Below are 13,315 nucleotides of genomic sequence, written 5' to 3'. Positions count from 1 at the left end.
TGCGGTAAAAATTTTAAAAAATCATATCATTGATTATGTCATTTATTGTGCTTAAGATACTGTCTTTCTTGTTCAAGTAAATTTTCTTGCTGTTTTGGCATCTGCAAATAAAATCCATTTTGTTTAATTTGTTGTTGCACATCTTCATTATTAGCATTAATCAATGATTTTTGTCCTGCTAAATTAAATAACATCACAAAAATTGGCTTGCCGAATGACTCAAGTAAGGAAGATGGAACGGAATCAAAATGCCCCCGTTTTTCAATATAAAGATACATCCCTTCTTTTCTTTTAGTCTTGTAAATAGCACAAAGCATTTTCTTTCCTTATCTAGTGAAAAAATAAGCTACTTGATACCCAAGTGCGGGGAAAATTTTACTATATTTACCCCATTAGATGTATCACTTGCTGTTTAGCGATGAACTTCGTTCAAATACTCTGCCAAAACTCAGTATCTAATTTCTGTTCAGCTTTACGCAATAACCCTGCCAAATCCTGATACGTTGGTTGCTCAATAGAAACAAGATTAGTATTTTTTTGCTGTAACACCTCAACTATCTTATCAAACCATACCTTTGTTTGTGGAGGTAAAGGCAACTTTGATCGTTTACCTAGCCAATATAGACCTTGTAATGGCAAGCTCAACGCAAACAAAGCGGTTAAAACTGCAATAGCTAAAGCAACCAGATCATGTTTTATATAAACTTGTTGCCAAACTAATGAAAATACTGCTAAAAACGGCATAAATTTTTGTGCAAATAATGTTACCTTAATAACTCGATTTTCAGGAAAAATAATACTCAGTTTAGGTATTGAAGGCCAAGTTTCCAAATAACGTTGACCTAATTTTAGTGTTTGATACATATTCGTTTAGAATTATTTATAAAAAAATCTATCATTTTTATCAAGAAAATTAAACGATGAGTTTGATACATTTTTTGATAAAAGTCGTATTTTTTAATTTTACCAATTTATTTTATTATCTGAAAAGTATATTCTATGCAGGGCAAAGACTTTCATGTCAGTTCATTTACTTGGAATATTGTTGAGTAAATGAATTTATTTTTTAACTTAACTTTCAAAATAGGTCTCGTATGTCTCAAAAATTAGTCCTAATTCTTAACTGCGGTAGTTCATCTTTAAAATTTGCTATTCTTGATCCAGTTTCAGGTGCTGAAAAATTATCAGGTTTGGCCGAGGCGTTCTACCTACCGGATGCCCGAATTAAGTGGAAACTTAATGGTGAGAAAGGTAATGCAGATTTAGGTGCCGGTGCAGCACATAGTGAAGCATTAAACTTTATCGTTTCAACTATCTTAACTGAAGATCTTAAAAATTCAATCGCAGCCATTGGACACCGTGTTGTTCATGGAGGTGAAAAATATACCAAATCTGTTGTTATTACCGATGAAGTTATCCAAGGCATTAAAGATGCTGCTGAATTTGCTCCTCTTCATAACCCTGCACATTTGATCGGTATCGAAGAAGCATTTAAAGCATTTCCTCATTTAAAAGATAACAACGTAGCCGTATTTGATACAGCCTTCCATCAAACAATGCCAGAAGAAGCTTTCTTATACGCTCTGCCATATTCTTTATACAAAGAACATGGCGTTCGCCGTTATGGTATGCATGGAACCAGCCACTATTTCGTGAGTCGTGAAGCTGCCAAACGTTTAAATATTGCTGAAGATAAAATAAACGTAATTACCTGTCATCTAGGCAACGGTGCCTCTGTTGCTGCAATTCGCCAAGGTAAATGTATTGATACTTCCATGGGCTTTACTCCACTGGAAGGCTTGGTGATGGGTACTCGTTCCGGTGATCTTGATCCAGCAATCATTTTTTACATGCACAATACGTTAGGCATGTCAGTAGCTCAGATTGAGGAAACTTTAGTTAAAAAATCAGGTTTGTTAGGTTTAACAGAAGTAACGAGTGATTGCCGTTATTCTGAAGATAACTATGAAAAAGAAAGTGCTGCAAAACGTGCATTAGATGTATTCTGCTATCGTTTAGCAAAATATATCGGTTCATACATGGCTATTATTGGCGAAAACTTAGATGCGATTGTCTTTACCGGCGGTATTGGTGAAAACGCCGCCTTGGTTCGTCAAATTACTTTAAATCATTTAAAACTATTTGGTTATAAAATTGACGATGAGAAAAACTCAGCAGCTCGTTTTGGTAATGAAGGTGTTATTACAGCGGATAATACGCCAATCGCAATCGTTATTCCAACAAACGAAGAACTTGTAATTGCACAAGATACTGCTCGTTTAAGTTTCTAATTGTAATCTATAGGCTGCCGATAAATTCGGCAGTTTCTTTTTTAACAACATTATTTAAGGTTTTTTTATGTCTCGTACAATCATCCTTATTCCTATTAGCACCGGTGTTGGTTTAACCAGTGTAAGTTTAGGTTTAATCCACGCTCTTGAACAAAAAGGGGCAAAAATCGGTTTCATGAAGCCAATTTCGCAACCAAGTACCGATGAAGATAAATTAGACCGCACTACTTCAATTGTGCGTACCAGTACAACACTTGAAACAGCCGAACCGTTTATGCTAAGTGTGGCTGAAAATCTAATCGGTCAAAATCAATCCGATGTGTTACTGGAAAAGATTGTTGAAAATCATCAACAACTAGCTAAAAATAATGAATTGATTATTGTTGAAGGCTTAGTTCCAACTCGCAAGCATGGCTATGCAAACAGTATCAACTACGAAATTGCAAAGGCGTTAGATGCTGAAATCGTATTAGTTGCAGCACCTGCAACAGAAACGCCGGCAGAGTTAAAAGAACGCATTGAAGCAGCGGCCTCCCAATTTGGCGGAAAAAATAATCCAAACTTACTTGGTGTCATAATTAATAAATTTAATGCCCCAATTGATGAATCCGGACGTACTCGTCCAGACCTAAGTGAAATTTTTGATGCTTACCAACATAAACAAAATAACCTTAATGAGGTTTACAAGCTATTTGAAAAAAGCCCTATTAAAGTATTAGCTTGCGTTCCGTGGAATGCGGAGCTTATTGCAACTCGTGCTATTGATTTGGTCAATCATTTAGGTGCTTCTATTCTACATGAGGGTGATATTAAAACTCGTCGTATTCGTAGTATTACTTTCTGTGCTCGTTCATTACAAAATATGGTTGAGCATTTCAAAACAGGTAGTCTGTTAGTTACCTCCGCTGATCGTCCTGATGTCCTAACCGCCTCCGCACTTGCTGCGACTAACGGGATCGAGCTAGGTGGTATTTTACTCACAGGTGGTTACAAAATTGACAATCAAATTAAAAAACTATGCCAACCAGTATTTGAAAATACCGGCTTACCTATTTTTCGAATTGAAGGTAATACATGGCAAAGTGCATTGGCTCTACAAAGCTTCAACCTTGAAGTACCTGTTGATGATAAAGAACGCATCGAAAACATTAAACAATACACAAGCCAACAATTTAAATCTTCATTTATTGAAAATTTAGTTGCCGCCTCAACTCGTCCTCGTCGTTTATCTCCTCCTGCATTCCGTTTTCAATTAACTGAGTTAGCTCGTGCAGCCAAAAAACGAATAGTATTACCTGAGGGAGATGAACCTCGTACAGTTAAAGCTGCTAGTCTTTGTGCAGAACGTGGTATTGCAGAATGTATCTTATTAGCAAATCCTGATGATGTTAAACGTGTTGCTGATGCTCAAGGCGTTGTATTAGGAAAAGGTATTACAATAATTGATCCTGTCTCTGTACGTGAAAATTATGTAGACCGTTTAGTAGAATTACGTAAAGCCAAAGGTATGACTGAAACGTCTGCACGAGAGCAATTAGAAGATACCGTCGTATTAGGCACTATGATGCTTGAGGCTAACGAAGTCGATGGACTTGTTTCAGGTGCGATACATACAACAGCGAATACTATTCGTCCACCGATGCAAATCATTAAAACAGCACCTGGTAACTCAATTGTTTCTTCAATCTTCTTTATGTTATTACCTGATCAAGTGCTTGTTTATGGTGACTGTGCAGTTAATCCTGATCCAACTGCCGAACAATTGGCAGAGATTGCAATTCAATCTGCTGATTCCGCAAAAGCATTCGGTATTGATCCAAAAGTGGCGATGATCTCTTACTCAACAGGCACGTCAGGTTCCGGTGCTGATGTTGAGAAAGTAAAAGAAGCAACTCGTATTGCCCAAGAAAAACGCCCGGATTTATTAATAGATGGCCCATTACAATATGATGCGGCAGTAATGGAAGATGTAGCAAAATCTAAAGCACCAAATTCTCCGGTTGCCGGTAAAGCGACAGTATTTGTCTTCCCAGATCTCAACACCGGAAATACAACCTATAAAGCAGTACAACGCTCAGCAGATTTAATCTCTATTGGTCCGATGTTACAAGGTATGCGTAAGCCGGTCAATGACCTATCTCGTGGAGCATTGGTTGATGATATTGTGTATACTATTGCATTAACTGCAATTCAAGCGACACAATAAAAATTTGCGGAAACAAACCGCACTTTCATAAAAATAAGACTCTATAAGTAGAGTCTTATTTTTTATCAAAATTTTTGACTTAGTTCACAAATTTAAAACATTCTATATGACAAAGTGCAATTGCTAAGTTACTATCTTCCTCGTCTGAGATAAATTACATTTCATTTCTAAAAAGGGATAAGCTATGGTAAATGTTTTATCACCAAATCAAGTTTGGATACTTGTAGATCCAAAGCTATCCCTGTATTTTCCCATAACTCCTCAATCCTAATAATATTTTTGTAATATACATTTTTTAATCAATTATTTGAGGATTTAATCATGGAAAATTTCAAACATTTACCAGAACCGTTCCGTATTCGTGTTATTGAACCTGTCAAACGTACAACTCGTGCCTATCGTGATGAAGCTATCTTAAAAGCAGGTATGAATCTATTTTTATTAGACAGTGAAGATATTTTTATTGATCTATTAACTGATAGTGGTACAGGTGCCGTTACTCAAGATATGCAAGCTGCCATGCTAAGAGGTGATGAAGCTTATAGCGGAAGTCGCAGTTACTATGCTCTTGCCAATGCAGTGAAAGAAATCTTTGGTTATGAATACACAATTCCAACCCATCAAGGTCGTGGTGCAGAACAAATTTATATTCCTGTCTTGATCAAAAAACGTGAGCAAGAAAAAGGGTTGGATCGAAATAAAATGGTTGTTTTCTCTAACTATTTTTTTGACACTACTCAAGGTCATAGTCAATTAAATGGTGCAACTGTACGTAATGTCTATATAAAAGAAGCTTTTGACACAGATGTAGATCATGATTTCAAAGGTAATTTTGATTTAGAAAAACTGGAACAAGGTATTTTAGAAGTTGGAGCAAATAATGTTCCTTACATTGTATGTACTATTACCTGTAATTCTGCCGGTGGACAACCGGTATCTCTTGCCAATATGAAAGCCATGTACCAAATTGCACGTAAATATGATATTCCTGTGATTATGGATTCGGCTCGCTTCGCTGAAAATGCCTACTTTATTCAACAACGTGAAGCAGAATACAAAGATTGGACTATTGAACAAATTACTTACGAAAGCTATAAATATGCAGATGCCTTGGCTATGTCTGCAAAAAAAGATGCAATGGTACCTATTGGAGGACTACTCTGCTTCAAAGATAATTCAATGGAAGATGTTTACAACGAGTGTCGTACACTTTGTGTTGTACAAGAAGGTTTCCCTACCTATGGTGGTCTAGAAGGTGGTGCAATGGAACGCCTAGCTGTAGGTTTACGTGATGGTATGCGTCAAGATTGGTTAGCTTATCGTATTAGCCAAATTGAATACCTTGTACAAGGTTTAGAAAAGATCGGTGTTGTTTGTCAACAACCCGGTGGACATGCCGCCTTTGTGGATGCAGGCAAATTATTACCACATATCCCAGCAGAACAATTCCCAGCTCAGGCTCTTGCTTGTGAATTATATAAAGTAGCAGGTATTCGATCCGTAGAAATCGGTTCTCTCCTATTAGGACGAGATCCGAAAACAGGTCAACAATTACCTTGCCCGGCTGAATTGTTACGTTTAACTATTCCTCGTGCGACCTACACTCAAACACATATGGACTTCATCATTGAAGCATTCAAACAAGTGAAAGAGAATGCAAAAAATATCAAAGGGTTAGATTTTACTTATGAACCTAAAGTACTGCGTCATTTCACCGCTCGATTAAAAGAGATTTAAATTTGGCACCGCACTTTTAACAAAAAGTGCGGTGTTTTTTTATAGTTTTCAAAAGGAGCTATATTATGCAAAAATCACCTTCTATTTTCGGTGGCGCTTGCATTATTGCGAGTGTCTGTGTCGGTGCCGGAATGTTAGGCTTACCTACATCTGGTGCGGGAGCTTGGACTATTTGGTCTGTCCTCACCATTGGATTTACGATGACTTGCATGACGTTATCCGGTTGGTTATTACTTGAGGCTTATAAACATTTTGATTTACGAGCTTCTTTTAATACAGTCACCAAAAGCCTATTAGGTAATACTGTCAACATCATCAACAATTTATCCGTTTATTTTGTTGGAGGTATTTTACTATACGCTTATACTACAGCATCAGGTGGCATCCTAAGTGGATTAACAAATGAAATGTTCAACATTGACTCTCGAGTTTGGTCAATTATCTTCGTTTTGATATTCTCTTTCTTTGTTTGGCATTCCACTCGCATTGTCGATCGCATTTCCGTTATATTAATTATTTTTATGGCAACCTCCTTTATGCTTAGTGTATTTGGCTTAACTAAAAATATTGACTTAGCCATTTTATTTAATACAAATACCGACTCAGATAATAGTTATGTAATATATACTATGGGTTTATTACCCGTTGCATTAACATCATTCGGTTATCACCACTCGGTTGCAACAATGCGTGCATACTATAAAAATGAACATAAAGCCAAATTAGCTATTTTAGGCGGAACAATAATTGCCCTTGCACTTTATTTACTATGGGTCATTTCCATTTTTGGTAATCTGCCACGAAATCAATTTGCACCAATTATTGCCAGTGATGGCAATTTAGATGTGTTACTCAAAGCTTTGGGAAATGTAATTGAATCTGCATCAGTTAAACAAGCTATTAATGCTTTTTCCATTGCTGCAATTCTATCCTCTTTCATTGGTGTAGGTTTAGGTGTATTTGACTTCTTGGCTGACTTATTTAAATTTGATGACAACAAAATAGGGAGAACAAAATCTTGGGCAGTAACTTTCCTTCCTCCATTAATATTATCAGTTGCTTTCCCATTAGGTTTTTTGAAAGCTATCGGTTATGCAGGTGCGGTGGCAACAATTTGGGCTTGTATTATCCCTGCATTATTGGCTTACAAATCACGTCAATTACCTAATGGTAAACAAGGATTTATGGTTGCAGGCGGAAATGTCACTATTCTACTGGTTATTCTATTTGGTATTGTTACCGCACTTTTCCATTTTCTATCGATGTTTAACATATTACCCTCTTTCAAAGGATAAAATTTTGACTGAATTCTAATACCCTAAAATTTTTAGATAAAATATAGCTAAATTAGCTTCTCATTTTTGCTGAAATAAGTTATATTACCGCCCCAGTTTAATAACGTGGTTTAGAAATCTTGTATAAATAAAAGATTGACTTTCTCAACCACGTTCAACCCTCTTTCTATGGTAATGTTTTTTCTGCATCAGCAACATGTTAATATATATCCATAAATTTTCATTAAAAAACATCAAATCTTGTGATTCAGTTACCATTCTATTGAATTTGTTACATCTGAAAAGAATTAATCTTAACTTACCGGGACGCTATTTATAGCGTCCTTTTTTATTAACTATGATCTAATTATGGAGAAAACCAAAATGAAAAAACTTAACATTCACCCTGCCCTATTAAATACCCCTTGCCCTTGGTGTTCCGAATTAGAAAATTTACGTGAACTTTATGCTTGTCAATATACAGGTGCGGTTACAACTCGCACGTCTATGCTAGTTCCCTATCCTCATGACTGGACAAAAAACCAATATGTATTATTTGATTCAACATCACAAAAAACAGCCAGTGTTAATACCCCCAATGCTACTCCACAACAAACTACCAGCCTAAATACAATTGGACTTAGTCCCAATAATTTAGCGACTACCATTCGCTTTATTCGTACTATCTCCGATGAATTAAAAACCACTTCCAACAAGCCTTTCATTATTTCCGTGTTTGGTTCACCTGAAGAAGTAGGAGAATGCTATGAGCAAATCGTGACGCTACAAACAGAAGTGAAGATGCCCTTAGCAATGGAAATCAATATTTCTTGCCCCAATATGCCCGGAGAAATTTCGCCTGCCTATGCCGCAGAAGAGTTATTACCTTATTTAAATGCGTTACAAACCACTTTAGCCAAGTTAAGTCTAGGGGAAGAGGCTTTACCGATTGGCATTAAAATTCCACCATTTACCTATCAAAACCAATATGATGAATTAATTAATGGACTATTAAAATCGCTAACAGAAAATAAAACGCTACCGATTTCCTTTATTACTTCTACTAATACGCTTGGCTCTTCATTAGTGATGCAAGAGGGAAAATCCATATTAAATTCTGAAACGGGAACAGGCATTGGAGGACTGGCAGGAACAGCAATTCACGCATTATCATTAGGTAATGTCTATACTCTGCGTCAAATGCTGGATAAAGAACCTAAATTAAAAGACCTACAAATTATCGGTGTAGGTGGTGTTAATGACAAAGCAGGTTTTGAACGAATGAAAACTGCCGGTGCAAATTTCGTTGGGTTAGCAACTGCATTGGGCGTTAAAGGTATTCATGTCTTTGCGGAGATTTTGGGAAAATAACTATCGAAAGTAAACTGAACCTTGACAATTATTCACTTAACATTTGGGGCTGTATTAGATTAGTAAGTATGCCAGTCTATAAAAATGAAAATAACTCATTGTAAATTAAAGAAATCTATACAGAAAAAGCTCCTTGAGTTTTTTGTGTTAGAAGTGACAGCTCGATCAGCAGCTAATATTTTAGGTATCAATCCAAATTCAAGTGCCTTGTTTTATCGTAAAATTCGTGAAGTCATCAGCTATCATTTAGCCCTTGAAGCCGATGATGTTTTTGATGGACAGATTGAGCTTGATGAAAGCTATTTTGGTGGTCATCGTAAAGGAAAACGAGGGCGTGGAGCAACCGGTAAAGTGGCTGTTTTTGGCTTGTTAAAACGACAGGGAAAGGTATTTACGGTGGTGGTAGAAAATACCAAAACCGAAACGATAATGCCTGTAATCACAAGGAAAATCAAGCCTGACAGTTGGGTTTATACCGATACATATCGTAGCTATGATGCTCTTGATGTGAGCCAATTTCACCACGAACGCATCAATCATTCGGAGTTGTTTGCAGTGAAAGAAAATCACATCAACGGTATAGAAAACTTTTGGAGTCAAGCCAAACGGATACTCCGAAAATATAATGGAATTGACCGAAAAAACTTTCCTTTGTTCTTGAAGGAATGTGAATTTCGGTTTAACTTTGGAACACCAAAAGAGCAGTTAAAAACATTGCGAAAATGGTGTGGAATTTAGGGCTGATCTAATACAGCCCCTAACATTTTGTAATGTTTTGAACAAAAAAATAGAAGGCGTATTCAAAAATACGCCTTCTATAACTAATAAACAATCGGATAACCGTTAGAAACGGTAGTTAAGATTTAAGCCGTACAAATTGGCACGTGCTGTTGATTTATAGTTTGCATCTATACTGCCGAACTCAACACCTGTACTTCCAATCTTATGCTTTTCCTTAAATTGCTGTTTTTTACCACGTAAATGAGCAAAACCTACATCAACAGAAAGATTAGGCGTAAAGTTATAGGTTGCACCCAAGCTATACCAAGTGCGGTCGGTATCGGGGATTGAAGCACTCGGATGGTCGGCAGACTCATCATAAGCAATACCTGCACGCAGGGTTAATTTATCATTCACATTATAAGTCGCCCCTAGAGCTACACGTGAACTGTCATGAAATTTTTCATCTTTATGGAAAGCAACCTTACCGTTATCATAAGTGGCATGTAAACTTTGTAAACGGCTCCATTTAGTATATTTATAGCTGTAGTGCATGGCGAATTTTGCCGTTAATTGATGGAAACCGGAAATTTCGAAATAATCCGGCAAATGTAGCGTTAACCCACCTTTCTCTTTAACAGGGATAATATTTACTGCTTCAAATTGATAACTCAAGGCATCATCATCTTTAAAATTAATATCTACTTTAGAGTGGTAGGCAATACCGATACGGTTACCTTGATTAAATTCATAAACCGCCCCGATATTCCAACCGAATCCCCATGCATTATTATCTTGTAATTGTGTTAAGAGAGTATCCGTATTCACTCCATTTTTTAACTTGGAGAAAATTGGGACTAACACTTGCAATGAAGGAATTTTGATACCCCCAACCATTCCATTATAATCGGCAATAGTATCAATTGCCTTATCTAGAACACCCGCATGACGCTCAATTTTTGCTTTAGCATAAACCGCATTTAATCCGGCTCCAATGCTTAATCCTTTGCTGATACGATATGAACCGCTTAAATTTAAATTAATGGAATTCAGCTCAGTAGTTCCGCCAAAAACACCGGCATCATAATCCTTTTTATATTTGCTTTGTAATCCAAAGTTGACATTCATACCCGCACCGATAGCAAATTTGTCATTAATAGGTGCAACAAAATACAAATTGGGAACTAATGCACCGGGTACAACTTTTTTCTGATCTGCTTTTTCCTCTGCAACTTGTACAACTCCCTTCCCTACATTAACATTTACTTCACCATTTATATTAATTCTAGATTGAACATAAACCCCACCTATAGAAAATTGATTTGCTTTAAACAAACTCATTAAGGCAGGGTTAGTCGCTACAACGGCGGCATTATCAGCAATCGCCGCTTCACCTGCATAAGCACGTCCCAAACCGGAACTGGATACCTCGGCGAGTTGGAAAGCTGCCGCATTGGCATAAGCGGCAGATAACGACAATACTGATGCAATTAGAGGTTTAGCAAGAAGCGATTTTTTTTTTATTGACGTTCATTTTTCAATCAATTCCTTATTTGATGACATTAAAATTTGTCGAATTCTAAAGCAAAGGAAATATATGAACAAATAAATTTAGGGTTTTATTAAAGTGGTCGGATTAGTAAAACATCGCTTCAATTTCTTACTTTTTTTACCATTTGCTGAAAAAGTGCGGTTTTTGTTGATAACAAAACCTTAAATTTTACCCTTTAAACCCAATTTCAATTGGCTAAACTCCTTTTTTCTTCCAATTCTTCCCAACGTAAAAAAGCCGTCTCTAAATCTTGCTCCATATCTGCTAAAGTTTGTAATTTTGTTGATGTATATTCATGCGGTTGCTGAAAGAAATCTACATCACTAATTTCCGTTTGAAGGGCGGTGATTTTTTCTTCTAATTCTTCCAACAACTGAGGTAATTGTTCCAGTTCAAGCCGCTCTTTATAGGATAATTTAACTTGGCGAGTTTTGTATTCTGCTTTCTCAACGACTGAATTTACGCCTCTTTTCTCTTCTTCATGTTTTTTCTGCTTAACTTGTTCCTCTGCTTTACAAGCAAAATAATTAGCTTGCTGTTGTTTTGCATCAAAAAAACCGCCCACATATTTATTCAGAACGCCATTTCCCTCAAACATATAACATTCTGTTGCTGTATTATCAATAAATTGACGATCATGACTGACAATTAAAAGCGTTCCTTGATAATCCGCCAATAATTCTTCCAACAATTCCAATGTTTCCACGTCTAAATCATTTGTCGGTTCATCAAGAATTAATAAATTACTGGGTTTGAGTAATAATTTTGCTAACAACAGGCGATTACGCTCTCCGCCGGAAAGTGCTTTTACGGGTGTCATAGCACGTTTAGGCGGAAATAAGAAATCTTGCAAATAACCTAAAACATGGCGTTTAATACCATTCACTTCAATATCTTGTTTGCCATCAGCTACATTATCCATAACCGATTTTTCCGGATCGAGATCGGCACGATACTGATCAAAATAAGCAATTTCTAATTTTGTACCGCAACGAATTATTCCGGACGTTGGTTTAATTTCTCCCAACAACAACTTGATAAACGTTGTCTTACCACACCCGTTTACACCGACTAAAGCAATTTTATCTCCACGCAAAATGGTCGTTGTGAAATCTTTTAACAAGGTTTTCCCTGCTACCTCATAACAAACATTTTCTAATTCAAACACGATCTTTCCTGAGCGACTTGAATTATCTAATTGTAGTTTAGCTTTGCCCAGTACCTCTCTCCGTTGCCGACGTTCTTCACGCAATGCTTTTAACGCTCTTACACGACCTTCATTTCTAGTTCGGCGAGCTTTAATTCCTTGTCTAATCCAAACTTCTTCTTGTGCTAATTTTTTGTCAAAGAGTTCATTTTTTAGTGCTTCAACCCGTAAATTTTCCTCTTTGGCTGTTAAATACAAATCATAATTGCCCGGATAAGAAACTAATTTACCTCGATCTAAATCCACAATACGTGTCGCCATTTTTCGAATAAAAGAGCGGTCATGAGAAATAAAAATAATACTGCCACTAAAGGTCAATAAAAATTCTTCGAGCCATTCAATTGCGTCAACATCTAAATGGTTAGTCGGCTCATCAAGTAATAAAACATGTGGATTACAAACTAACGCTTTGGCAAGGGCAACTTTGCGTAGCCACCCCCTGACAGCTCATTTAATAAAGTATCTGGATTCAAATCTAATTTAGTTAGAATTTCTTTAATTTTTGTTTCAAATTGCCAACCGCCGGTATGTTCCAGTTCAGCTTGAATATGTGCTAATTGATTAAGCAATGTTTCACTGTATTCTTTTTCTAATCGTAGAGAAATACGATGATAATCTTTTAATAAATCAGCTAAATGTCCAATACCTTCCGCTACATAATCAAATACATTGCCTTCTGCATAGTTTGGCGGATCTTGAGGTAACCGAGACACAATCAAATCTCGTTCAAATTGCAAGTGTCCATCATCCATCATGACGTCTTGTGCCAATATTTTCATTAATGTCGATTTTCCTGCTCCATTACGACCGACTAAACAAACTCGTTCACCCGCCTCAATATGTAATTCTGCACAATCTAATAACGGCTGATCACCAAAAGAAAGATAGCCATTGGTTAAACTCACTAATGCCACAATAATTCCTTAATATGTTTAAAAGTTAAATAGGTTATTTATG

Annotated in this window: 12 protein-coding genes; 7 read left to right on the top strand and 5 right to left on the bottom strand. The window is 36.5% G+C overall.

Going from position 1 to position 13,315, the window contains the following annotated elements; translation table 11 throughout:
- Positions 1-38: 38 nt before the first annotated feature.
- Together HSM_RS06590 and yfbV are read right to left on the bottom strand one after the other, a co-directional pair.
- On the bottom strand, positions 39-317 hold the full coding sequence (locus HSM_RS06590) for a YcgL domain-containing protein (RefSeq protein WP_011608958.1): 279 nt from the start codon (positions 315-317) through the stop codon (positions 39-41).
- Between the two features lie 112 nt (positions 318-429).
- Positions 430-864 carry a terminus macrodomain insulation protein YfbV gene (yfbV, locus tag HSM_RS06585; RefSeq protein WP_012340433.1) on the bottom strand — a complete coding sequence of 145 codons (435 nt, stop codon included), beginning with the start codon at positions 862-864 and terminating at the stop codon, positions 430-432.
- 230 nt (positions 865-1,094) lie between these two features.
- Between yfbV and HSM_RS06580 the strand changes: the two genes are divergently transcribed.
- The 7 genes from HSM_RS06580 to HSM_RS06555 all read left to right on the top strand — a co-directional run bounded on the left by HSM_RS06580 (position 1,095) and on the right by HSM_RS06555 (position 9,617).
- Positions 1,095-2,291, top strand: coding sequence for an acetate kinase (locus HSM_RS06580; protein WP_012340432.1), 1,197 nt, complete (start codon positions 1,095-1,097; stop codon positions 2,289-2,291).
- A gap of 67 nt (positions 2,292-2,358) precedes the next feature.
- Entirely contained in the window at positions 2,359-4,497 is a 2,139-nt protein-coding gene (gene pta, locus HSM_RS06575; protein ID WP_012340431.1) for a phosphate acetyltransferase, read from the top strand.
- 184 nt (positions 4,498-4,681) lie between these two features.
- A complete protein-coding gene (gene tnaC / locus HSM_RS11295; RefSeq protein WP_075290610.1) occupies positions 4,682-4,768 on the top strand; it encodes a tryptophanase leader peptide in 87 nt (28 codons plus the stop codon).
- Positions 4,769-4,818: 50 nt separating this feature from the next.
- A complete protein-coding gene (tnaA, locus tag HSM_RS06570; protein ID WP_012340430.1) occupies positions 4,819-6,234 on the top strand; it encodes a tryptophanase in 1,416 nt (471 codons plus the stop codon).
- 65 nt (positions 6,235-6,299) lie between these two features.
- Positions 6,300-7,529 carry an aromatic amino acid transporter gene (locus HSM_RS06565; RefSeq protein ID WP_012340429.1) on the top strand — a complete coding sequence of 410 codons (1,230 nt, stop codon included), beginning with the start codon at positions 6,300-6,302 and terminating at the stop codon, positions 7,527-7,529.
- A gap of 363 nt (positions 7,530-7,892) precedes the next feature.
- Complete coding sequence (locus HSM_RS06560) at positions 7,893-8,879, top strand: beta/alpha barrel domain-containing protein (protein WP_012340428.1); 987 nt, start codon at positions 7,893-7,895, stop codon at positions 8,877-8,879.
- A gap of 84 nt (positions 8,880-8,963) precedes the next feature.
- Entirely contained in the window at positions 8,964-9,617 is a 654-nt protein-coding gene (locus HSM_RS06555) for an IS1595-like element IS1016C2 family transposase (RefSeq protein WP_011608478.1), read from the top strand.
- A 105-nt stretch (positions 9,618-9,722) separates the two neighbouring features.
- Here the strand turns inward: HSM_RS06555 and HSM_RS06550 are convergent, their stop codons facing one another.
- From HSM_RS06550 to HSM_RS11355, 3 genes are all read right to left on the bottom strand, one after another.
- Complete coding sequence (locus tag HSM_RS06550) at positions 9,723-11,078, bottom strand: porin (protein ID WP_012340427.1); 1,356 nt, start codon at positions 11,076-11,078, stop codon at positions 9,723-9,725.
- Between the two features lie 260 nt (positions 11,079-11,338).
- On the bottom strand, positions 11,339-12,619 hold the full coding sequence (locus HSM_RS06545; protein ID WP_431308821.1) for an ATP-binding cassette domain-containing protein: 1,281 nt from the start codon (positions 12,617-12,619) through the stop codon (positions 11,339-11,341).
- A gap of 140 nt (positions 12,620-12,759) precedes the next feature.
- Entirely contained in the window at positions 12,760-13,272 is a 513-nt protein-coding gene (locus tag HSM_RS11355) for an ATP-binding cassette domain-containing protein (protein ID WP_431308818.1), read from the bottom strand.
- Positions 13,273-13,315: the final 43 nt, after the last annotated feature.

Source organism: Histophilus somni 2336 (genome assembly GCF_000019405.1).
GTDB classification, from domain to species: domain Bacteria; phylum Pseudomonadota; class Gammaproteobacteria; order Enterobacterales; family Pasteurellaceae; genus Histophilus; species Histophilus somni.
Note: the sequence above shows the minus strand (reverse complement) of the source record. Positions and strands in the feature narration are given on the sequence as shown.